The sequence below is a fragment of the Rossellomorea sp. FM04394 genome (genome assembly GCF_041889765.1).
In the GTDB taxonomy this organism is placed as follows: Bacteria; Bacillota; Bacilli; order Bacillales; family Bacillaceae_B; genus Rossellomorea; species Rossellomorea aquimaris_B.
In genome coordinates, this window is sequence record NZ_CP168654.1 from 3,469,952 (window position 1) to 3,492,291 (window position 22,340).

20 protein-coding genes, 1 pseudogene and 4 riboswitches are annotated in these 22,340 nt (G+C 42.2%); of the genes and pseudogenes, 5 read left to right on the top strand and 16 right to left on the bottom strand.

Annotation, left to right across the window (positions count from 1 at the left end):
* Positions 1–143: 143 nt before the first annotated feature.
* A complete protein-coding gene (locus ACCB35_RS17455; RefSeq protein WP_044340322.1) occupies positions 144–308 on the bottom strand; it encodes a hypothetical protein in 165 nt (54 codons plus the stop codon).
* On the bottom strand, positions 305–598 hold the full coding sequence (locus ACCB35_RS17460) for a YtzC family protein (RefSeq protein ID WP_044340369.1): 294 nt from the start codon (positions 596–598) through the stop codon (positions 305–307). The genes ACCB35_RS17455 and ACCB35_RS17460 overlap by 4 nt, the downstream gene beginning before the upstream one ends.
* A 201-nt stretch (positions 599–799) precedes the next feature.
* Here ACCB35_RS17460 and ACCB35_RS17465 point away from each other — a divergent pair, with 201 nt between their 5' ends.
* Together ACCB35_RS17465 and ACCB35_RS17470 are read left to right on the top strand one after the other, a co-directional pair.
* Complete coding sequence (locus ACCB35_RS17465) at positions 800–1,765, top strand: TIGR01212 family radical SAM protein (protein WP_374054674.1); 966 nt, start codon at positions 800–802, stop codon at positions 1,763–1,765.
* Positions 1,762–2,334, top strand: a complete 573-nt coding sequence (locus ACCB35_RS17470) for a class I SAM-dependent methyltransferase (RefSeq protein WP_044340323.1) — start codon at positions 1,762–1,764, stop codon at positions 2,332–2,334. Before ACCB35_RS17465 ends, ACCB35_RS17470 begins: the two co-directional genes overlap by 4 nt.
* 46 nt (positions 2,335–2,380) lie before the next feature.
* Here ACCB35_RS17470 and ACCB35_RS17475 read toward each other — a convergent pair whose 3' ends face one another.
* The 4 genes from ACCB35_RS17475 to ACCB35_RS17490 form a co-directional block, all read right to left on the bottom strand.
* Positions 2,381–3,382, bottom strand: a complete 1,002-nt coding sequence (locus ACCB35_RS17475) for an LLM class flavin-dependent oxidoreductase (protein ID WP_374054675.1) — start codon at positions 3,380–3,382, stop codon at positions 2,381–2,383.
* A gap of 111 nt (positions 3,383–3,493) precedes the next feature.
* The gene (locus ACCB35_RS17480; protein WP_374057061.1) at positions 3,494–5,863 is read right to left on the bottom strand and encodes an immune inhibitor A domain-containing protein; all 2,370 of its coding nucleotides are present in this window, start codon (positions 5,861–5,863) and stop codon (positions 3,494–3,496) included.
* A gap of 351 nt (positions 5,864–6,214) precedes the next feature.
* On the bottom strand, positions 6,215–7,288 hold the full coding sequence (locus ACCB35_RS17485; protein ID WP_374054676.1) for a tetraprenyl-beta-curcumene synthase family protein: 1,074 nt from the start codon (positions 7,286–7,288) through the stop codon (positions 6,215–6,217).
* A 14-nt stretch (positions 7,289–7,302) separates the two neighbouring features.
* Positions 7,303–8,106 (bottom strand): lysophospholipase, encoded by an 804-nt coding sequence (locus ACCB35_RS17490; RefSeq protein ID WP_374054677.1) that lies wholly within the window; start codon positions 8,104–8,106, stop codon positions 7,303–7,305.
* Positions 8,107–8,191: 85 nt separating this feature from the next.
* Between ACCB35_RS17490 and ACCB35_RS17495 the strand changes: the two genes are divergently transcribed.
* Entirely contained in the window at positions 8,192–8,707 is a 516-nt protein-coding gene (locus ACCB35_RS17495) for a gamma carbonic anhydrase family protein (protein ID WP_374054678.1), read from the top strand.
* Positions 8,708–8,935: 228 nt separating this feature from the next.
* Here ACCB35_RS17495 and metK read toward each other — a convergent pair whose 3' ends face one another.
* Positions 8,936–10,138: a methionine adenosyltransferase gene (gene metK / locus ACCB35_RS17500; protein ID WP_044340329.1), complete on the bottom strand. Its 1,203-nt coding sequence runs from the start codon at positions 10,136–10,138 to the stop codon at positions 8,936–8,938.
* A 211-nt stretch (positions 10,139–10,349) separates the two neighbouring features.
* Positions 10,350–10,493: riboswitch (SAM riboswitch) on the bottom strand.
* Between the two features lie 329 nt (positions 10,494–10,822).
* Between metK and pckA the strand changes: the two genes are divergently transcribed.
* Positions 10,823–12,412 carry a phosphoenolpyruvate carboxykinase (ATP) gene (gene pckA / locus ACCB35_RS17505; protein ID WP_044340330.1) on the top strand — a complete coding sequence of 530 codons (1,590 nt, stop codon included), beginning with the start codon at positions 10,823–10,825 and terminating at the stop codon, positions 12,410–12,412.
* Positions 12,413–12,464: 52 nt separating this feature from the next.
* On the opposite strand, the gene ACCB35_RS17510 is transcribed toward pckA, so the two are convergent.
* Positions 12,465–12,614, bottom strand: a complete 150-nt coding sequence (locus ACCB35_RS17510; protein WP_156142529.1) for a lmo0937 family membrane protein — start codon at positions 12,612–12,614, stop codon at positions 12,465–12,467.
* 233 nt (positions 12,615–12,847) lie between these two features.
* Here ACCB35_RS17510 and ACCB35_RS17515 point away from each other — a divergent pair, with 233 nt between their 5' ends.
* Entirely contained in the window at positions 12,848–13,636 is a 789-nt protein-coding gene (locus tag ACCB35_RS17515) for a GNAT family N-acetyltransferase (protein ID WP_374054679.1), read from the top strand.
* A 41-nt stretch (positions 13,637–13,677) separates the two neighbouring features.
* Here the strand turns inward: ACCB35_RS17515 and ACCB35_RS17520 are convergent, their stop codons facing one another.
* The 8 genes and pseudogenes from ACCB35_RS17520 to ACCB35_RS17555 form a co-directional block, all read right to left on the bottom strand.
* Positions 13,678–14,244, bottom strand: a complete 567-nt coding sequence (locus ACCB35_RS17520; RefSeq protein ID WP_374054680.1) for a biotin transporter BioY — start codon at positions 14,242–14,244, stop codon at positions 13,678–13,680.
* 89 nt (positions 14,245–14,333) lie between these two features.
* Positions 14,334–14,516: a hypothetical protein gene (locus ACCB35_RS17525; protein ID WP_374054681.1), complete on the bottom strand. Its 183-nt coding sequence runs from the start codon at positions 14,514–14,516 to the stop codon at positions 14,334–14,336.
* Positions 14,517–14,635: 119 nt separating this feature from the next.
* Complete coding sequence (metE, locus tag ACCB35_RS17530; RefSeq protein WP_374054682.1) at positions 14,636–16,936, bottom strand: 5-methyltetrahydropteroyltriglutamate--homocysteine S-methyltransferase; 2,301 nt, start codon at positions 16,934–16,936, stop codon at positions 14,636–14,638.
* A 152-nt stretch (positions 16,937–17,088) separates the two neighbouring features.
* Positions 17,089–17,274: riboswitch (cobalamin riboswitch) on the bottom strand.
* Between the two features lie 69 nt (positions 17,275–17,343).
* Positions 17,344–17,454, bottom strand: a riboswitch (SAM riboswitch).
* A 95-nt stretch (positions 17,455–17,549) separates the two neighbouring features.
* Entirely contained in the window at positions 17,550–17,747 is a 198-nt protein-coding gene (locus ACCB35_RS17535; RefSeq protein WP_374054683.1) for a hypothetical protein, read from the bottom strand.
* A pseudogene (gene thiC / locus ACCB35_RS17540) lies at positions 17,725–19,400 on the bottom strand (phosphomethylpyrimidine synthase ThiC). The gene ACCB35_RS17535 and the pseudogene thiC overlap by 23 nt, the downstream one beginning before the upstream one ends.
* Before the next feature lie 229 nt (positions 19,401–19,629).
* A riboswitch (TPP riboswitch) is annotated at positions 19,630–19,746 on the bottom strand.
* A gap of 81 nt (positions 19,747–19,827) precedes the next feature.
* The gene (locus ACCB35_RS17545; protein ID WP_374054684.1) at positions 19,828–20,520 is read right to left on the bottom strand and encodes a copper homeostasis protein CutC; all 693 of its coding nucleotides are present in this window, start codon (positions 20,518–20,520) and stop codon (positions 19,828–19,830) included.
* 235 nt (positions 20,521–20,755) lie between these two features.
* Complete coding sequence (locus tag ACCB35_RS17550) at positions 20,756–21,694, bottom strand: ABC transporter substrate-binding protein (RefSeq protein ID WP_374054685.1); 939 nt, start codon at positions 21,692–21,694, stop codon at positions 20,756–20,758.
* Positions 21,695–21,714: 20 nt separating this feature from the next.
* Entirely contained in the window at positions 21,715–22,236 is a 522-nt protein-coding gene (locus ACCB35_RS17555) for a hypothetical protein (RefSeq protein WP_044340339.1), read from the bottom strand.
* Between the last annotated feature and the right edge of the window lie 104 nt (positions 22,237–22,340).

Consider the following 22,340-nt stretch of genomic DNA (forward strand, 5'->3'; position numbering starts at 1 on the left):
CCTTTCCACCATTTTATTTCGAGTCCCAAAAGGATTTTACTCTTTTTTGTGGAAGGGGGCAAGAATTATTTCTTAAAATGGATGTCCTTTTTTCAAATTAAAAAAACTAGGTGCCACCATTAATAGCACCTAGCTTTAGACAATCATTTTCCGTTATGATGATCGGACTTGACAGGCTGTCCCTTTTTTTCGTAGCGCTTTTTCGCAGCTTTAACAGGATTGTTTTCAGCCCCGAATTCTGTATCAAGATTGCGGAAGTCACTCCTGGTTTTTTGTTCAGGGTTTTTTTTGTCAGAACGTGTGGTCAATGTAATTTACCTCCTACTACATTTGGATCGTGATCTAACAAAATCATTTCATTTTGCATGTTTTGAAGCTGAAGTCTCATGCGATGCAATTGTTCACGCTGTTGAGAGTTCGCACTATTGGCTAAATGAGCTACATCATTCACCGCTGCTTCAAGCTGTTGCATGGCTTGAGTATATTCTACATCATGATAATGCTCCTGCTGTGACCCTGATTTATATTGTTCTTGAGCGTAACGAATGGCATCTTCACACTTTTGAATGCATTCATCGATCGAATTTCTTGTGGCCATTCCGACTACCTCCTTGACGTTTGGAATAAAGAAGAGGAAGGTCCTATCCATACTCTCCTCCACCTTAGTTTGAACCTGATTGCCCGTTTCAGAAGTGGTAATCTTCGCCTATTTCTTTATGCAGGATACATTTGACCCGGTGTTCATGTTAAAATCTTTTTGAGCGTCATACATACTGCTACACACATTGAAAACTAGGAGGTGTTTGTCATCGGGACAAACCCATTTCCATATGCCACAGATACCAAACGATATCATACGTGGAACTATCATTTGCGAAACCATTTTGGACACAAGGTCTTTAAGGTTGCCCTGGACGGAGGCTTCGATTGCCCGAACCGGGATGGCACCGTCGCCCATGGAGGATGCACATTTTGCAGTGCTGCAGGCTCTGGTGATTTTGCCGGAAGCAGGGTCGACTCTTTAGAAAAACAATTCAATGATATTAAGGAAAGAATGCACAAAAAGTGGAAAGATGGGAAGTACATGGCGTATTTCCAAGCATTCACGAACACTCACGCACCTGTCGATGTGCTGAGAGAGAAATATGAATCAGTTCTCGGACAAGAGGGCGTTGTTGGTATTTCCATCGCTACCCGTCCGGATTGTCTTCCTGACGATGTAGTCGACTACTTAGCTGAATTGAACGAAAGAACCTATTTATGGGTAGAACTGGGACTTCAGACCGTTCATGAAAAAACGGCCGGATTGATCAATCGGGCCCACGATTATCAATGCTATGTCGAAGGCGTCAATAAATTAAGAAAGCACGGTATACGGGTGTGTTCCCATATTATTAACGGACTGCCTCAAGAAAATGAAGAAATGATGATGGAAACAGCACGTGAAGTGGCCAAACTTGACGTCCAGGGAATTAAAATCCACCTCTTGCATTTACTGAAAGGAACTCCCATGGTCAAGCAATATGAAAAAGGTCTGCTCGACTTCATGGATTTTGATCATTACGTGAAATTGGTTTGCGATCAGCTGGAAGTCATTCCACCGGAGATGATCGTTCACCGCATTACCGGGGACGGACCTATCGACCTGATGATCGGACCGATGTGGAGCGTGAATAAATGGAATGTATTGAACGCGATTGACGATGAACTAAAACGCCGGGACAGCTGGCAGGGAAAATTTTATAAAGTGGATGTGAAAACATGAAATTAGATCGAATCTTACCTTTTGCAAGAGAGCTTCTGGAACGGGCTGTCAAACCGGGAGACATTACTATAGACGCTACACTGGGGAACGGACATGACACCTTATTCCTGGCCCGGTTAGTCGGAGAAAACGGACGGGTATACGGTTTTGATATTCAAGAGGAAGCCATCGAAAACACGAAGGAACAGCTCATCACCCATGATCTTGCTCACCGGGTGACACTCTTTCACCAAGGTCACGAGACTGTTATGAACGTCATTCCTCCATTGCATCATGGGAAAGTGACAGGGGCAGTATTTAATCTTGGATACTTACCGGGCGGTGACAAGGAGATCGTTACACGTCCGAAAACCACGATACTCGCATTGAATCAGATCCTGGAAATGATGGCACCTGAAGGGATTCTCGTCCTTGTCATTTATCACGGACATCCTGAGGGTGCCGTAGAGAGGGATTACCTCCTTCGCTACGTTGAAAGACTGGATCAAAACTATGTTCATGTCCTTAGATACCAATTCATAAATCAGCTGAATAATCCTCCATTCATTGTGGCGTTGGAGAAGAGATGAAAATAGTAAAATAGGGACGGACCTTTTTGAGGTCCGTCCCTATTCTTTATAACAGTTCGTTTGCGATTAATTCAAATGATTTAAGTTTGTCCTGGAAGTCGTATGTGATGCTGACGAGCATGATTTCTTCAGTTTGGTACTGTTCACTCAGTGAAAGTAGTTGTTCTTTCACTTTTTTAGGATTTCCGACGACCATGCGTTTGCGATTTTCACGGACTCTCATTTCTTCAAAAGGCGTGTACTGATAAGCTGCCGCTTTTTCAGGGCTTGGTGTCCCGTTTGAACGCATACCTTGTTCGATCATGAGGATCGCTAAGTCGATGCTGGATGCGACTCTTTCTGCTTCTTCATCCGTTTCAGCACAGACGGCAAACACGGCTACGATGTTTTTGGGCTCCTTCAGATACTTGGAAGGAACGAAGTTATTTTTGTAAGCCTGCGTATATTGGGGACCGCCCTCCCCATTAATAAATTGTGCAAAGGTATACGGTAATCCTTTTTGTGCCGCCAGCATCGCACTGGATGGACTTGAACCGAGCATCCATACTTCCGGCATCGTTTCGATCATCGGGGCTGCCGTCAAACCTTGGTACGGATGTGTGTCTGGTAAGGAATCCGTCAAATATCCAAGGAGGTCATCGATTTGTTCCGGATAACGATTGACGTCCCTCGGCTTCCCGTCGTGCAGGGCCATCGTTGCCATCGGCATTCCGCCAGGTGCCCTTCCGAGGCCTAAGTCAATCCGATTCGGATTCAACCCTTCAAGCAATCGGAAGTTTTCCGCTACCTTGTATGAAGAGTAATGAGGAAGCATGACCCCTCCGGAACCGACACGGATTTTTGATGTATTCTGTGCAAGGTGAGCGATCAAGACCTCCGGTGAAGATCCGGCAAGACCCGTTGAATCATGATGCTCTGATACCCAGAAACGTTCAAATCCCAACTTTTCGGCATGCTGAGCTAATTGTACTGTATGATGTAAAGCCTCTTGAGGGCTCATTCCTTCTGAAATGGGTGACTGATCTAAAATACTTAGCTTGATAGTCAAAATGGACATCTCCTTTTATTGATGTGAGTATTATTATCAATTCCATAGTAAAAAATGTCCACTAACATGCTTAAAGGGTGACTGCCGGGAAGGCAGTCACCCTTTACTTACTTATTTTTTGTAGATCAACACTTTACCGACTGTACCGTCAGCACTTTCTCCTGTTACACGGAAATTCAATCCGTAGTTCGGTACGTTACGTCCAGCGTCTATCAATCCTTTGTTGCTGTAATCCGCACTGTCGTCAAATAATGGATTTTGAGCAGTTTTATTGTCTTTCAGAGTGATTCCAAGAATGTCGCTATAGTCCAGGAACATTTTCTCTGATTTGTTCAAACTGAACGCAGCATCATGTACTTGGTAGCGTGTACCAGCCACAGCTCCGTCACTCCAGAAGTTTGTACTTTGGTCTGCATCCACAACGCCGACAAATCCATCTCCTGGATGAATGCCAGTCCAGTTTTCACTGAATTGCTTATCCACATACCAGACCACTAAACCTTCGTCGAATTGCATTAAGCTTGCACCACGGCGGATGTTGGCAAGACCTTCATCTACACCGTTGTGGCTGCGCCATTCCAGTAGGTAGTAGTGTTCAGAGCGTTTAATACCGTCGTTCTTTTCGAATCCGTCTAAAGTGAATTGAGGTTCTCCTTCAGCGTCATCAAATACTACTTCTTCCCCATCGACGACTAAAGAAAGATCATCTGCGTAGAAGCCAGGATTCGAAACGGCAGCATCCGTGACATACTCAATGGCAACTTCAACTTCTTGACCAGCATAAGCCGAAAGATCAAAGGAAGCGTCAATCCATCCGTTAGAAGAACCAGTGATACCATTCCCAAGATTAGAGTCATGAGGGTTAGTATTAGTAGTTATGTCACTCGCTACCGGCTCTCCGTTAACCGTTACATAAGCGTAATCCCAGTCCGTTTCAATGTCATACCAAGCTTTAAAATTGAACTCAGCAGATGTAGCATTTGTTAAATCCACAGTAGTCGATAAATAATTGTGCAAATCATCAGCACTTCCAGAGAAATACTCATACTCACCGCTAGCCGGCTCATTGATGACTGTTTCTTTTTGTGGAAGATTAACTTTCACTACGTCGTTGTTTGTTCCTTTTGTGTTTGCTTCGTCAAGTAATGCTACTGTTCCTTCATTAGTAACGTCCTCTAAATTGATTTCAGATCCAGTTAACCAGTTACCTTTCGTCCCTTCATTATCAACAACTGCTGATCCTTGAAGCATTTCCTTCATGTAAGGACTGAATCCGGTAGGCTGAGTCCCAGGAATATCCCCGGCCCAACTTCCGCTTGACATGATGGACCAGTAGCTGACCGGTTCTCCTGCACCAGTGTACTGAGTATCGTATTCATCCGGAAGACCTAAATCATGACCGAATTCATGGGCCATGACTCCGACAGCACCGTCTTCAGGTTCGATTGTGTAGTCATAAGCAGCCATTGCCCCGCCCCAATAAGGAACAGTTGCTTCAGTTCCTGGAAGAGCATGAACCCCGCCAAGATTCCAGCGATGAGACCAAATGGCGTCAGATCCTAAATCTCCTCCACCAGCTTCTTCACCCACACCAGAGTGAATCACCATTAAGTGGTCAACCAGACCGTCTGCCTCAAGGTAATTACCATCTCCGTCAAGGTCGTAACGATCCCATTGGTCATAATCAGCAATGTTTACGGTTGGATCTGCCGCAGCTTTTGCTAAGGCTTCTTTTACAAGGCCGCGTGCATTGACATCGCTACCGTCTTCAGTAGGATAGTTGCCACCATACTCAGCGGCAGGCTTACTTGCTGTATACCAACCGGCAACTTCACCTTCAACAGAATAGCTTCCACCCGACTGCTGTTCATAATATTGCTTCATGGAAACATAGTTTTTACCGTCTGGGCCTGTCCATCCACCTGTACCAAACAACATATCCTGATAGTGCTCACGTGAATAAGCATCTTCACCTTCGTAATACATATCCGTTTCTTCAGGTTTCATTTTATTATGCTTTCTGTCCGGATAATCAACTAAAAGTACCAATACCTTATCCGTACGCATTTCACCGTCATACGCTTCTTCTTTCACAGACTCCGGTGAATTCTTTTTGGCTTGTCCCAATTTATTTCCTTTTCCATTCGTCAAATCATTGTTTTTCATTTGTTCTTGAAGCTTCACTTTTTCAGAAGCTTCATTTTCATGTAATTCTCCTGCTTCTTTTTCCGCAGAATCCGCTTTCGCTTTCAAGAACTTCTGCAGTGCTTTTTCAGCCTCAGCAGGTGTCGCATTTTGTTTGATTTTTCCGTCTTTTTTCAACATTTCAATCAGGCGTTCGTCATTCGCAATGCCTAAATCGAAAGGCCCTCCATGCTTATGTTCGTGTTTCACCGTTGGCTTTGCTAACACATTTTCAGGCACTGTGGTTGCAGCTGATGCAGGTACAGCAAATGCCCCTACACTTAATGCCGCAGCCATGGCCATTGTTAATACTTTACGTGATTTCAAACAGTATTCCCCCTCTTTTTTCTGTACTAAATTTTTACACTAATTAAAATATACTCCATTATTCTGAAAAGTAAATATTTTCAGAATATATTAGTTATTTAGTATTACGAAATAATAGTTTTTTAGATAAATAGTATGAAATTCCACGAATGAACGGATGGGTAAATTGTCGCGATCTGATGAAAATCAACGAATACTTTTTTGTATAAATATGGTATTAAAGGTCGAATTTAGTAATTACTCATACGACTTAAGTTTGATGGAATAGACAAAAAAAGGGACGGACCTTCGACACTGGTGTCAAAGGTCCGTCCCTCTTATTCAGGATGTTTTTTTGCGTTTTTTCCATTTGCGGTAGATTTTGCCGTTGATGTAGAAGAATCTCGTGATCCAGCCGGCTTGTCCGATGAATTCTTTGGAGAAGGATTGTACTTTTTCTTGTTTGCTTGCCTTTTCGTCTGACAGGTAAACGCCAATGAGTCCTTTGTTGATCAAACGATGGAAGTGAGCGTGCGGCAGCTCATGGGTATGTTCATCTGCTTTTTGCAAGAAATGAAGGAGTCGACCTTTTAAGTGCTCATCGTCCTCATAATAGAAACAAAAGTTTAAGTCTCCTCCCTCGAGGTCCTCATCTTGGTCGATGAAGTAGTCGAGAAGAATATGTAAGCCCTGAATATACGGAAAGTATCCGCTTTTTATTTTCTCTGTGTAGGACGGCTGAAAATCGCTGCGACAGGCGTATGATACTAAACAGAATATACCGAGGGTCGAACCTGAGCAGGCGGAAAACTCGTACCAATTCATTTCAGGGAGGTTCGACCGGTGTGTTTCAAACCAATTCTGAAGCCTTTCCACTCTCTCCTCTTTCTTCACGTGTTTATGTATCTGCAGATCACAATAGTATTCACACAATTCGAGCAGATCACCCTTGATGCTGCCGTAATGACTTAGATTTGCAAGAACGGATTGACAGGTAAGCACCAGATCCCTGAGATACCCCCCGTCATCCTGATCTGCTCTTAATGCATAGTAATTGACAGGCACAGCGTCCACTGTCAAGGCATCCTTCATGGATTGATGAAGAAGGGTAAAATCCTCTGGATCAAGAGAAACACTTCGATCACACAGATTATCTAAATAATCACTTATCGTTTGATAAGCGACGATAAATCGGATTGTATCCTGTTTTTTATCCAGTGCCAAAAGTGATAAAATCGATCCACCTTCACAGTGAAACGTTTTATGCTCAATACTTGAAAGGGCCTGGTTTCTCAATTCTTGGTTGGGGATCGCTTCTGCACGCCTCTTCCACTCATCTAACTCTTTATGAACAATCGGAAAAACATTTCGGTATACTCTTGTCATTAACGAAAAGGGATCACTTGGAATGGACACCTTTACCACCTCTTTTACAAAATGTAACCTAACGCTTTCAAGCGACTTTCAATGAAATTTTTGGAGTACTCAAATATATCTTCTCGTTCTGGTTCATTATAGATTTCATGATAGCATTTCGGCCATTCTTTGTAATGCATTTCAGATAAAGACAGTTCGTTGAACCACTTCTTCACTGCTCTTTTATCCACGATTTTGTCGTCACCGGCCTGTAGGACAAGTAATGGAACGTCAGGCATCTTATCAAGATTAACAAAAGCTAATTTTATCGCATGCGCCAGTTCCCGGTACCAGCGTACAGACACTTTGGTGATATAAAGTGAATCATTGCTGTCGATTTCACGGACATCTGCATTTCTCGTTGCCATATCGATTGTTAACCCTGATGGGAATTTAACCATAGGAGCAATTTTATTTAACCCGTAGGACAAAAGCTCGATAGGTTTAGAAGGCGTAGTAACCAAGCCTAAACAAGGTGAGGACAATATTACACCTGCCAGTTTCACATGGGATTCCTGAAGCATGCGGACGGCGACAAGCCCCCCCATACTATGACCAATCATAAATACAGGTAATTCAAATTGATAAGCCGCCTGTACCCAATCTTTCACTTCCACTATATATTCATCAAAGGAATCGATATGTCCTCTTTTACTTCTTGAGGTCATACCTTGACCCGGTAAATCCCCCATTATGACATGGAAGCCTGCTGCACGCCACATTTCAATGAGCCAACCGTACCTGCCATGATGTTCCATTGCTCCATGGATGATGACGATGACTGCTTTTGCTTCTTGATCTGTTTCCCATTTCCACATGGCAAATCCTCCTTTATAGTTCTCTAATTGATTGAATTCTGCTACCATTTATTATAGTAAATATTATTGAAAGGGGTAGTAAAAAATGCTCTATCCGTATTATGATAAAAAACCAGTCATCTCTCACTCGGCTTACATTGCTGATTATGTGACCATCTCTGGGGATGTGGAGATCGGTGAAGAGTCCAGTATTTGGTTTAACACCGTTATAAGAGGGGATGTCGCTCCAACGAAAATCGGTAATAAAGTAAATATACAGGATAATTCCATACTCCATCAGAGTCCAAATAACCCTCTTATTCTTGAAGATGAAGTAACCGTCGGCCATGGGGTGATTCTACATAGCTGCAAAATCCGAAAAAAAGCGTTAATCGGCATGGGATCGATCATTCTCGATAATGCTGAAATTGGAGAAGGAGCCTTTATCGGGGCAGGAAGCCTTGTTCCACAAGGAAAAGTCATACCTCCCAATACACTGGCATTCGGTCGGCCAGCAAAAGTGGTAAGAGAGCTGAACGAACATGATATTAGCGAGATGAAGCGCATTTCCAGGGAATACGCGGAAAAAGGACAATATTATAAGAGCATCAAACCATTTTAACTTCTTATATACTTGGGATACCCCATCCTTCCTGAGAATACTCATGGAAGATTTTCTTGTATGAAGGTCCCCGTTTCAGATTTATCTACCGTTTTCAGAATATATCTAGCAAAGTCGGAGTATATCTGCCATTCCACGCAATAAAATAAACTCCCCCACCGCCAACCCCTATCGAAAAAAAAGACCAACACCCTGATAAGTGTTGGTCTTTTCTATCTATATCTTCTCTTATTCGCTTAATGCTTCTGCTTTTAATGCTTCAGCTTTGTTTGTACGCTCCCAAGGAAGATCAAGATCGTTACGGCCAAAGTGTCCGTAAGCAGCTGTTTGCTTGTAAATCGGACGACGAAGGTCCAACATTTTGATGATTCCTGCAGGGCGCAGGTCAAAGTTGTTGCGGACAACATCAATCAATACGTCTTCTGATACTTTACCCGTTCCGAATGTGTCGATTGAAATCGATACCGGTTGAGCAACACCGATTGCATACGCTAATTGAACTTCACATTTTTCAGCAAGTCCCGCTGCCACAATGTTCTTCGCTACGTAACGTGCTGCATAAGCCGCTGAACGGTCCACTTTCGTTGCATCCTTACCGGAGAATGCACCACCACCGTGACGAGCGTATCCGCCGTAAGTGTCAACGATGATTTTACGTCCTGTAAGTCCTGCATCACCTTGTGGTCCACCGATAACGAAACGGCCTGTCGGGTTGATGAAATATTTCGTCTCTCCATCGATCAGTTCTTTCGGTACAACCGGGTCGATGACATATTCTTTCAAGTTGCGCTGGATTTGCTCAAGCGTCACTTCAGGGTGATGTTGAGTAGAGATAACGATCGTGTCGATACGGACCGGCTTATCGTTTTCATCGTATTCAACGGTTACTTGCGTCTTTCCATCCGGACGAAGGTAAGGAAGGATTTCTTCTTTACGAACTTCAGTCAGGCGACGGGAGATTTTGTGTGCAAGGGAAATCGGAAGAGGCATAAGCTCTTTCGTTTCATTACAAGCGAATCCAAACATTAGCCCTTGGTCACCTGCACCGATTGCATCGATTTCTTCATCCGTCATTTGACCTTCACGGGCTTCAAGTGCCTGGTCTACACCCTGAGCGATATCAGCAGATTGCTCATCGATGGATGTAAGTACTGCACATGTTTCAGCATCAAAGCCGTATTTCGCACGAGTGTAGCCGATTTCACGGATCGTTTCGCGAACGATTTTTGGAATATCGACATACGTACTTGTTGTAATTTCACCTGCAACAAGAACAAGACCCGTTGTAACAGACGTTTCACATGCCACACGGGCATTCGGATCATTGGTAAGAATTGCATCAAGAATTGAATCAGAAATTTGGTCACAAATTTTATCTGGATGTCCTTCGGTTACGGACTCAGATGTAAACAGACGACGTTTAGTTGACATCAAGGTTCCTCCTTAAGCTATTTGTTAGACTCTGATCTAACAAAACATTAAACAGATACGGTACTCATTCCCTAAGTAGTATGAAGTAAACATGGTTTTTTTATAAAAAAATCATGAATTATGTGCATTTGATCCACTATAAACAGAAAAAACCCTTCCTCATGATTAAAGCAATAGAGGAAAGGTTTCAGATCATAGCCGCGCCTTTTCTCTCTTATCGTTCAAGGTTCATAGACCTTGCCTCAGTTTAGCACCTTCGCTTAATCGGATCGTTTCAAGAAATGCGATCCATTCACTATTTAGCAGGTTGCTGGGTTTCATAGGGTCTGCTCCCTCCACCAGCTCAGGATAAGAGTATCCGTTCAAGGAACAATGATAACGTTTAGGACTAGAGGTGTCAACTTTTTTTCGAGTGACAGGTTTAACCAATCTTTTAGCCTCTTTTTAAGACTTCCAACCATTTTTCTCGATTAAAATAACCTAATGGGGTAATGAGGCTAAACATTTAGATTTTTTCTTCATATATATAAGAAGAAACAAGCTGTATTTGGACGAAAAATGTGACAAAATGGAGACACATTATAAAATTAAATAAATAGTATAGACTAATAGCTTGATTGTGTTATACTATTTTTGAGAAGTAAGCGATGCCATTAAATAAATTTATATAAAGGAAGGGTTCTAATGAATTCAGTGAGCATGTCTAATGAATTAACAGAATTACTTAACGGTCAAAACATTCAGGAACAATTATCTGTTTCCCAACTAGTTGAAAAAGTCCTTCAACGTAATGAAGGCGTTTTAACATCATCAGGTGCAGTCAGAGCAGAAACTGGTAAATACACAGGACGCTCTCCTAAGGATAAATTTATAGTTGAAGAACCATCCACGAAGGATAAGATTGAGTGGGGATCTGTCAATCAACCCATCTCATCTGAATCATTCGATAAACTATATACGAAAGTGATCAATTACTTAAAAGAAAAAGAAGAAGTATTTTCTTTCAAAGGGTTCGCAGGTGCCGACTCAAAACATAGACTGCCGATTCAGGTGATCAACGAATTTGCCTGGCATAATCTTTTCGCTCATCAATTATTCATTCGCCCAACAGAAGAAGAGCTAAAGGGTCACCAATCAGAATTCACAATCGTTTCTGCTCCGAACTTCAAGGCGGATCCCGAAGTTGACGGAACTCATTCTGAAACATTTATCATTGTATCATTCGAAAGAAGAATTGTCCTGATTGGTGGTACTGAATATGCAGGTGAAATGAAGAAATCGATCTTCTCTGTCATGAACTATGTGCTCCCTGAATCCGATATCCTTTCCATGCACTGCTCTTCAAACGTGGGACGTGAAGGCGATGTGGCATTGTTCTTCGGTTTATCCGGAACTGGAAAAACGACTTTATCCGCAGACCCTAACCGCCGTTTAATCGGAGATGATGAACACGGTTGGTCTCCGAACGGTGTTTTCAATATCGAAGGCGGCTGCTATGCGAAATGTATCGGCCTTACACGTGAAAAAGAGCCACAGATCTTCGATGCCATCCGTTTCGGTTCTGTCCTTGAAAATGTTGTCCTTGATGACAATTCCCGCATCCCGGATTATGAGGATAACACATTAACTGAAAACACGCGTGCTGCATACCCTCTTCAAGCGATGGAGAACATCGTTGAACCAAGTGTTGCAGGACATCCAAATACAATCGTATTCTTAACGGCAGATGCATTCGGGGTATTACCTCCAATCAGCAAACTGACGAAAGAACAAGCAATGTACCACTTCTTAAGCGGATATACATCCAAGCTTGCAGGTACGGAGCGAGGGATCACTTCACCACAAGCAACATTCTCAACATGCTTTGGCTCACCATTCCTGCCACTTCCTGCAACCCGCTATGCCGAGATGCTTGGTAAGAAAATCGATGAGCACAGTGCACAGGTATTCCTTGTGAACACCGGGTGGACTGGTGGAGAATACGGTGTTGGTAACCGCATGAAGTTATCTTACACTCGTGCCATGGTTCAAGCAGCCCTTGAAGGCGAACTGACTCACGTTGAAACAGAAACGGACGACATCTTTGGTCTGAACATCCCTGTTCACGTTCCTGGTGTTCCGGACGAAGTGCTTCAACCAAAAAGAACATGGTCCAATGAAGCAGCCTATGAAGTGAAAGCAAAAGAACTTGCCCATAAATTCAACGAGAACTTCAAGAAATTCTCAAACGTACCATCTGAAATCGAACTAAAAGGCGGCCCATCCGTTAAGTAGTCTATATACAAAGGTCCGTCCCTCATTGTTGAGGGACGGACCTTTGTTATGGTTATAATCCTTTTTTTCGACCGGTGATTCTGTTAAATAAAAATACTACAATGGCAATAACGAGTAAGATATGGATGATGGCTCCCCCGATTTTAAAAATCAATCCAAGCAACCAAAGGACTAAAAGAATTCCAATAATGGTCCAAAGCATGAGTTTTCCCTCCTAATAACTGTGATTGATGCTAAGATTCCCTATTTCGGTCCATTTAAAACCATACATGGTATTTCCATTAAAAATTATGCAGCTATTAGTAACTTCTGTTAGTCCAACTGAATTTATGCAAAACATTCTTGCTGTCATTTAAATTTTCCTAAAAATAATACTTTACTAAATATTTCTAATTTTGGTATGATAATGATTAAAATTCACGAAGGGGAATTAAAATGATCAGACAGCTTACAGAAGAGGATCATGATATTTGCCAGCAGCTCATTCATCGGCAGCCGGCTGAGAATTTGTTTATTATCGGGGACATTGAAGCCTTTGGGTATGAACAGGATTTCCAGAAGATCTGGGGCGACTTCGATGAGGAAGGAAATTTAAGAGGAATTCTTCTTAAGTACCGTGAAAATTTCATTCCGTTTTCAATGGCTGAATTTGATGCTGAAGGATTCGCCGCTATCATTAATGGACATGAAGACTACAGCATCGTTTCAGGTTTAAGACGGATCGTCACTGAGGTTGAACCCTTTTTATCCAGAGAAATTAAATCAAAAAGACATATGTATTATGCGAAATGCGACAACACCGAATCAATGGATCGACAAGACCTCCCAAAAGTGAAAGAGGCTACCCTCACTGATATTCCTAAACTTGTGGATCTGTTGAACAGCATTCCTGAGTTCAGCGGCGGGGATTTTTGCGTAGAAAAAAGAAAACATAGCATGGAAGCCGGAGTTTCCAGAAGCTATTACGTAGAAGAAGACGGTAAATTTGTTTCTTCCGCCTCTACAACCGCTGAAAACAGTATGTCTGCGATGATTGTCGCTGTTTGTACCCATCCGGAGTACAAGAAAAAAGGATACGCGACGGAATGCATGACGAAGCTCTGTCGGGACGTATTAGAAGAAGGAAAAGAATTATGCTTATTCTATGATAATCCTGAAGCAGGGAAAATTTATAAGCGTATTGGATTCAAGGATATAGGATATTGGTCTATGTATAAATTTTAGTAATAAAAAAGTTGACTCCCAACAAAGAGTCAACTTTTTCACTATGCTGCTACTTTCCGATTCCCGATCAACCGCGCCTGAACCAAACGTTGTCTAACGGTAATTCCAATCCAGCTTGCAAGGAACGCTTTAATAAGTCCAACTACGATAAATGGATAAACACCTGCTGCCATCGCCTGACTCCAGCTAAGGTCAGCAACAAATTTCAACTGAATGGTACCCAGGATCAATGTAATCATCATCCCAACTGTATTGGCAACCATCGCCATTGGAATGGTGAATTTTGTTTTTTCAAGAATGAAGCCTGTAAAGAAAGCCGCTGCGATAAAGCCAAAAATATAGCCTCCCGTAGGCCCGACAAGTACCTGTGCACCTCCACTGAAGCCCGCAAATACAGGCACACCGACTGCTCCCAGGGCTGCATAGCATACCATGGCGAACGCTCCATATCGGCTTCCAAGAATCGTCGCCGTAATTCCTACTGCTAATGTTTGCCCACTGATTGGAACGAGTGGCAGTGGAATCTCGATTTGAGCAAAAATCCCCGTAATCGCAGCAAAGATGGCACAGTGAATGATCACCCTTAGTTTTTCTCCGTTCACTTTCAAATCCCCCTTGTGTATGTAAACTGTTTATAACATTAAGTTAACACAATTTAAAGGATTTTGGGAAGCTTATTTTTTCTCCCTTTCGTTTTTTAATTGGGAGCATAAACATTACATATCTTTTCTTTTGCCTGCCATTCTAAAGCGGTTTTTAATGAAATCCTCCCTTTTGGGAACTCATCCATCCCCCTATCACTCACCAGGTACAGGATGGTACGATTTGGGTGAAGTTCATTAAATACTTGAATGATTCTTCCTATGGCTATGTATGACATTTTCTATTCTCTCCTTATGAACAGGACGCAATCCCTTTCAACTGCGCCCTGCGTCTTAAAAATGTGGATCAAAGGAAGGTACAGCTACACGCGACCTATATCTCTTCGTTCCCCGTCAATTATCTTTCCTTTTTAAGCAACACCTCTTCACGCACTTGATCCGCAGCTTCCACCATGGTCTTAAGCGCTAAAACTGTCTCATCGATCCCACGTGTTTTCAAACCACAATCCGGGTTGACCCAGAATAATTCGGGATCCAGCACTTCTAGAGCCCGATGTATATTACGGATTAATTCTTCACGCTTCGGCACCCGGGGACTGTGAATATCATATACCCCAAGACCTATACCTTTGTCATACGTATGATCTTCAAAAACATGGATCAATTCCCCATGACTTCTTGATGTTTCAATTGAGATGACATCAGCATCCAAATCACTGATGGCATCTATAATATCTTCAAAATCCGAATAGCACATATGGGTATGGACCTGGGTTTGGTTCTGTACAGATGAAGTGGCCAATCTGAAAGCATAAACGGCAGCCTTTAGATATTCCTCCCAATTCTCACTCTTTAAAGGGAGTCCTTCTCTAAGTGCCGGCTCATCGACTTGTATCATCCGAATCCCATTGGCTTCTAATTCCTCTATCTCTTTTTGGAGAGAAAGTGCGATTTGATTCGCTACTTCATATCGTGATACATCATTCCGAACAAATGACCAATTTAGAATCGTGATCGGGCCCGTTAACATCCCTTTAACCGGTTTATCGGTTAATGATTGAGCATATATGGTTTCTTTAACCGTCATCGGTTCTTTGAAATTCACATCACCATATATGAGTGGCGGCTTCACACATCTGGAACCGTATGATTGTACCCATCCAAACTTCGTAAATTGAAAACCTTCTAATTTCTCACCAAAGAATTCAACCATATCCGTCCGTTCGAATTCACCATGTACAAATACATCAAGGCCGATTTCTTCCTGAATTATAATCCAGCGTTTTATTTCCGCATGAATATATTGTTGATACTCCCCATCAGAGAGCTCGCCTTTCCTCCACTTCAACCTCTGCCTTCTTACTTCCTGGGTTTGAGGAAAACTGCCGATTGTAGTGGTAGGTAGAAAAGGTAATGAAAAGTACTTCGCCTGTTCCAGCTTACGAACATGGAAAGGAACCTTTCTACCGACATTATTTTGGTGCAATTCTTCAACATTTTCCTGCACCTCCCTATTATTACGCAGCGGTGATTCGTTTAAATTCTTAATCGCCGTTACACTTTGAACGATCTCATCTTCTATTGTATCAGCTCCGTCACGAATCCCCTTTGTTAAAATTGTGATTTCATGTAATTTTTCATCAGCAAATGATAGAGCGTCAATGAGGGGACTGCCAAGTGTTTCTTCATTCTGCAAGGTTACTGGTACATGTAGTAAACTGCAGGATGGTTGAATGATTAAGCGATCACTCGGAACATACCCTGCAATGAACGATAGAAGCGTATGGGTATCAGTAAGACGACTTCTCCAAATATTCCTTCCATCGAGAATTCCGGCAGCCAAGATTTTATCCTTAGGAAAACCAAATCTTTTCAGCGCCGCCAAATTCTCACCACGATCATGCACAAAATCTATCCCTATGCCATCTACCGGGAGTGCTAACACCCGCTGGTACCTTTCCAAACTATCATAATAGGTTTGCAGGATGATCTTTAACCCGGGGCAGGATTCTTTAAGCGTTTGATAGACTTCTTTGAATTGATCCATCTCTTCATCCCCGATGGAAGTGCACAAGATCGGTTCATCCATTTGTACCCACTCTACACCCTCTTCCTGTAATTCACGCAATACTTCAGCATAAAGAGGGACAAATTGATCAACAAGAGTTTTATAATCACCGGTTTCATACCCTTTGGACAATTTCACAAAAGTGAAAGGACCTAAGATAACCGGTTTACCTTTTATACCCAGTTTCTCTTTTGCCTCTCTATAAAAATGCAGGGGACGATTTTCCACTAACTGTGGTGCGATCCCATCAAGTTCAGGCACGAGATAGTGATAGTTGGTATTAAACCATTTTGTCATTTCTAATGCCACCGCGTCCTTCGCGCCTCTAGCCATATCAAAATACGTTTCAAGAGAGACCTTCCCCCCACTATAATGAAACCTCTCGGGAACCAAGCCGAACATGACGGCTGTATCAAGCACATGATCATATAAGCTGAAATCTCCAACCGGAACTAAATCAATCCCCTGATCCGATTGCTTCTTCAAGTGGTTGACTCGTATTTCCTCCATTTGTTCTAAGAAGGAATCCTTTTCTATCTTCCCTGCCCAAAATTGTTCCAGCGTCTTTTTCCATTCACGCTTTTCACCGATCCTTGGATATCCTAAATTCGAACTGATCACCTTACTCATTCAATCCTCACTCCTTATACTTGAGATGGTTGTCATCAACAAAAAAATCTCTCTTTCAAATGAAAGAGAGATTCATACGTATCACTAACTAGAGTTGAGACATTCTTGTATTCTCAACACGTATTCCTCACCCCTCTCTATATCCACGTAGAGCATAAGCGCATACAACAGGCAGGTCTCCTGACTTAGGTTCACAGCTTCTTATCCCTTCCCATTTCAATAGAAATAGTGGTTGAATGATAAGTCGCTCCCCATTACAGTGGCGGGACCGTGCCGGATTTTCACCGGTCTTCCCTTTTAGCTGAGGATGGCTCAGCACCTATTGCATTTATCTATTTAATTTTTCTTTCATAAAAACGAAAAGCCCTCTCTTGCGATAGAGAGGGCTTCATGTTTATTAGAATCCTCTCTTATTTTCCAAAGCAAAGTGCTTTGCAGGAATTAGCACCTTTTCAACACATCGGTTGAATGGTTGCCGGGTTTCACAGGGCCAGTCCCTCCACCACTCTCAATAAGAGTTACACATATATATTTACTATTCCGAAATTTGTAATAATCGTAGCATGGTACATATACGCTGTCAAAAGAAATTTAATCAATAGCTTACACGTTTCTAATAATAGGTACTTTCTACATAGTGACATTTGATACAAGACCTTGTTACATCCGTTTCATAGAAGACATGCCTGCAGTTTTCCTGAATGCTCTTCACTTCTTTTTCGAGTTGGATGACTCTCTGATTGAGCTTTACGATTTCATTCTTCAATTTCAGTACATGACAAGGAGGTTTATCGGTAGATGTTTGATCCATTTTCCACAAACTCCTTCGATTTTTCTTTCAATCCTTTTTCTATTTCCTTATGAACATCATTCATGCTAGTCTTCTTTATTCCCCTTATGTCATGTGATATTCTCATTGAACAAAATTTCGGGCCACACATTGAACAAAAATGGGCCGTTTTTGCCCCTTCTGCAGGAAGTGTTTCATCATGGTACTCCCTTGCACGTTCCGGGTCCAGGGATAAATTAAATTGGTCATTCCACCTAAATTCAAATCGAGCCTTAGAAACGGCATTATCTCTGACTTGTGCCCCTGGATGGCCTTTCGCCAAATCCGCTGCATGTGCTGCTATTTTATAAGCAATGACACCCTCTCGCACATCATCTTTATTCGGTAATCCCAGATGCTCTTTCGGTGTTACATAGCATAGCATAGCTGTTCCAAACCAACCGATCATGGCAGCCCCTATGGCAGAAGTAATGTGATCATACCCCGGTGCAATATCTGTCGTTAATGGCCCCAAGGTATAAAAGGGAGCTTCATGACAGATTTCCATCTGCTTATCCACATTCTCTTTAATCATATGCATCGGTACATGACCAGGGCCTTCAATCATGACCTGTACATCATGCTTCCAAGCAATTTTGGTTAGCTCGCCTAATGTTTCAAGCTCGGGAAACTGTGCTTCATCATTCGCATCAGCAATTGATCCTGGCCTTAAACCATCTCCTAAGGAAACGGAGATATCATAGGCTTTTAAAATCTTACATATATCTTCAAAATGTGAATAAAGAAAGTTCTCTTTATGATGGGCAAGACACCATTGCGCCATAATTGAACCTCCACGGGAAACAATCCCTGTTGTACGATCAGCCGTCAGATGAACATACCGCAATAATACACCTGCATGAATGGTGAAATAGTCAACACCCTGCTCCGCCTGTTCGATTAATGTATCCCGGTACACATCCTTGTAAGATTCTCTGCAATTCCGTTTACTTTTTCAAGTGCTTGATAGATCGGTACCGTACCAACAGGGACAGGGGAGTTTCGAATGACCCACTCCCTTGTTGTATGAATGTTTTTCCCTGTTGATAAGTCCATTATGGTATCGGCACCCCAACGAGTTGCCCACGTCATTTTCTCCACTTCTTCTTCAACGGAAGATGATACGGCAGAGTTTCCGATATTCGCGTTTATTTTCACATGAAAGTGACGGCCGATGATCATCGGTTCACATTCAGGATGATTGATATTAGCAGGAATGATGGCCCTGCCATTTGCTACTTCTTCTCTTACAAATGAAGGATCAACATTTTCCCTGATCGCGATGAACTCCATTTCCGGTGTAATGATTCCTTTTTTCGCATAATGCATTTGAGTCACATTACGCCCCATTTTTGCCCGCATTGGGGTACGTTTGATAGTAGGGAACGACTCTACGTTTGCACGAGGATCGTCTCCTTTATAGCCGTTATCTTCCGGTTCAATTTCACGTCCCGGGTAAGCCGTGACATCTTGACGTTCTTGAATCCACTCTGTGCGAACGGAAGGTAACCCTTTATGAATATCGACTTGGTAACGCTCATCTGTATAAGGTCCGCTTGTATCGTATACACGAACCGGTTCATTCTCTTCCACGCCCAAGGAAACATTCGTCCTACTCAGTTCAATTTCTCTCATCGGTACAAGTATGTCTGGCCTTGAACCTCCGACATATACTTTTTTACTGTTTTTAAATTGCGTTTTGAACTCGATTGCCACTTAACTTCTCCTCCTTTTGATTGGATCTTAGAAGTTACTGCGTCAGGCATCCCATTGTTCAACAAAAGGACATGAAGACACAAAAAAGGGTCCTGAATAATCAGAACCCGAAATGTCAAAAAGTAGTAAGCGCCTCAAAACACAAATACACGCTTCCGTACTACTTCCCTACGCTGGTATCATCCAGATCAGGTTCAAAGGGTCAAAGAACTTATGCGTTCTCCTCTCAGTCCAAGCAATGTATCGGACTCCCCTAGTAGAAATATTGATAGTATTCTATTGTATTACATACTATTTTTACCATGAATCATTCTTTTTTCCAATAGTCGTATAGTAACAAATCAAATTAGGACATGATCACACGTTTGATTTCCATTACCTTTTCAGAGTCTATCCCTAAGTCATAGCTCCCATTATGACGTACGCCTGATCCTACATGATATTCTCTTGCTTTTAGCTTGCTGTGTATTTCGCCTATATTATCCACAGTTAAGCCCGAACCCGGCATGATGATGGGACCACCCATTTTCTCTATTTCCCTCATTTCACCAATCGTATCCAACCCCTTACTCACTTCAGATTTTCCGCCTGATGTGAGAATTCGATCAACATTTAAGCCTGATTGGAGTATTCCTTTACATAAGGCTACTGGATCATCAGACAGGTCGATAGCGCGGTGAAAAGTGATCGATTGCTCCTTCGCACCTTGTAAGATCTCCTTTAAAGCGTGGGAATCAAGCTTACCTTCATGTGATAATGCGCCAAAAACGATGCCCCGGCCACCCATTTCAACAATGGTTCTAACTTGTTCGACCATGGTATTCAATTCATCAGACTGATATGAGAAAGATTTACTATGTAATCGGATCATAATCTGAACAGGAATCGAAACAGCCCTTAATACTTTTTCTATCACTTGAAAATCAGGAGTTAATCCTCCCTCCTGTATGGCAGACACCAATTCAAGTCGATCTGCTCCAGATGCTTCAGCCACTTTGGCATCTTCCTCATTCAAGACTATGACTTCCAGTTTACTCATGTTGCATTCTCCTAACGTGATAATGTTACGTTAACTTTATCACAATGGTGAAGATTGTTGAACTTGTGATGATAAGGATTACACCGCAAAAATATGTTGCTATTTAGAAAGAAGACAGTACTACTATGTTTGCTTTACAAAACCTATAAAAAGGAACAATCTATCAGAAAAATCGAATGAAAAAGACAATGATTCCTCTTGCGAATCATTGTCTTCTCCACTCTGACATTCTAATTTATTCAGTAAATAAATCGGGATATACTGTTTCAGCTGTTAGCTCAACAGCTTCTCCAATACGCGGTCCCGGTCTTGACATAATATCTGAGTCCAGAAAATGAACCTGGTCATTTTTCACTGCATTTACATCTTTCCAGCTTTCCCGGGACTTGATTTCAGCTGTCGGCTCGTCGACATACCCCACTGTCGTTAAAATCATAGTAGGATTCCGTTTAATGATTTCTTCTTCGCCTACTTTCACCCAGCCTTTTTGGTCTACAAAAACATTCTCGACCCCAGCCGTTTCCAGTATTTCCTGCTGAAAGGTTTCTGCTCCTGCTGTATAGATATCAGGAGAGGGACTGATTTCAAAATATACTTGTTCTTTTTCCTTAAGTGTATTTACTTTTTCTTTCACTTCTGAAATCTGTTCCTTGATACCGTCCACCAATTCGTTCCCCTTCTTCTCTACCCCCATTACTTCTGCAATCTGTTCAATATCCCCATATACATCTTCGAAGGTTTGGGCAGATTGAATGACGAATACGTTTAATCCCGCCTCCTCAAGCTGCTTCACTCCGGCATCATCTCCAGTGGTATATGCAATGACAGCATCAGGTTTTAATGCAATGACCTCTTCAGCATTGACCGTCATGGAATCCGATACTCTTTTAATCTCTTTCGCTTCCTCAGGATAGTTGTCGTATTCAGTTGCCCCGACTACCTTATCCCCAACTCCTATTGCAAAAAGAATCTCTGTGTTACTTGGCTGTAACGAAACAACGGTTTCGGGCACGCCATCAAAGGTTATATCTTCCCCCCTGTCATCTTTAACAGAATAAGGCTCATTTTCAGGCTTAACTTCCTTTTGGGATGTAGCTTCTTCCCCGTTGCTGCATCCTGCGAAAACAACCAGGATGATCGATAGTAGTAAACTATTTAACCATGACTTTTTCATCTTTCGTCTTCCCCGCTTCTCTAAATTTTGTCTATATACGATTTACTCTCAAAAGGAATTTCTTCAATCCCTTCACATTTATTCACATACACGGCCATTACGAACAGGACATTTGCCAGTAAATGAGCGTATTTAAATAAAATGTTCTCCACTTTCATCTCAGTACTGACTTTATGTAAGGCACGGACTGACTTTTTTGCTTCACTGCGGCAGGTATGAAGCACACATGCAGCTGTCGACCCTTGTGGAAGGACAAAGGTTTGGATTCGTTCCTCTACTTCGAAAACATAACGATCGTACATTCGACTCAATTTATTCAAGTCCTCTTCTTTGATGGCTGTCATTCCCCGCACCGAACCATTGAGGTGGTACGCCATTTCAGCCAAATACAGTAAATCATCGCGTACTTCCGGTAAGTGCCCAGCCAATGATGATGCCAGTCCGATTTTAGTCGATAGTGAATCGGTACGGATTTCGAAATCGACGGTCGAAACAGATTCACGCATATAGGGATAACATAAGTAGCGGAAATCCTTTGCCATATGTAAGTTTCCTCCTTTCTGAATGATGTTTGTGAAGCACCTATCGTATCTTCCGGGAGTTTTACATAAACACAAAAAAACCACCCAAGAATATTGGCCGGCAG

Coding starts and splice junctions, on each gene's coding strand:
- ACCB35_RS17460 (WP_044340369.1), bottom strand. CDS start 598: ATGGCCACAAGAAATTCGATCGATGAATGCATTCAAAAGTGTGAAGAT.
- ACCB35_RS17470 (WP_044340323.1), top strand. CDS start 1,762: ATGAAATTAGATCGAATCTTACCTTTTGCAAGAGAGCTTCTGGAACGG.
- ACCB35_RS17480 (WP_374057061.1), bottom strand. CDS start 5,863: ATGGCTGCGGCATTAAGTGTAGGGGCATTTGCTGTACCTGCATCAGCT.
- ACCB35_RS17490 (WP_374054677.1), bottom strand. CDS start 8,106: ATGTGGAAATGGGAAACAGATCAAGAAGCAAAAGCAGTCATCGTCATC.
- ACCB35_RS17495 (WP_374054678.1), top strand. CDS start 8,192: ATGCTCTATCCGTATTATGATAAAAAACCAGTCATCTCTCACTCGGCT.
- metK (WP_044340329.1), bottom strand. CDS start 10,138: ATGTCAACTAAACGTCGTCTGTTTACATCTGAGTCCGTAACCGAAGGA.
- pckA (WP_044340330.1), top strand. CDS start 10,823: ATGAATTCAGTGAGCATGTCTAATGAATTAACAGAATTACTTAACGGT.
- ACCB35_RS17510 (WP_156142529.1), bottom strand. CDS start 12,614: ATGCTTTGGACCATTATTGGAATTCTTTTAGTCCTTTGGTTGCTTGGA.
- ACCB35_RS17515 (WP_374054679.1), top strand. CDS start 12,848: ATGATCAGACAGCTTACAGAAGAGGATCATGATATTTGCCAGCAGCTC.
- ACCB35_RS17525 (WP_374054681.1), bottom strand. CDS start 14,516: ATGTCATACATAGCCATAGGAAGAATCATTCAAGTATTTAATGAACTT.
- metE (WP_374054682.1), bottom strand. CDS start 16,936: ATGAGTAAGGTGATCAGTTCGAATTTAGGATATCCAAGGATCGGTGAA.
- ACCB35_RS17535 (WP_374054683.1), bottom strand. CDS start 17,747: ATGGATCAAACATCTACCGATAAACCTCCTTGTCATGTACTGAAATTG.
- ACCB35_RS17545 (WP_374054684.1), bottom strand. CDS start 20,520: ATGAGTAAACTGGAAGTCATAGTCTTGAATGAGGAAGATGCCAAAGTG.
- ACCB35_RS17550 (WP_374054685.1), bottom strand. CDS start 21,694: ATGAAAAAGTCATGGTTAAATAGTTTACTACTATCGATCATCCTGGTT.
- ACCB35_RS17555 (WP_044340339.1), bottom strand. CDS start 22,236: ATGGCAAAGGATTTCCGCTACTTATGTTATCCCTATATGCGTGAATCT.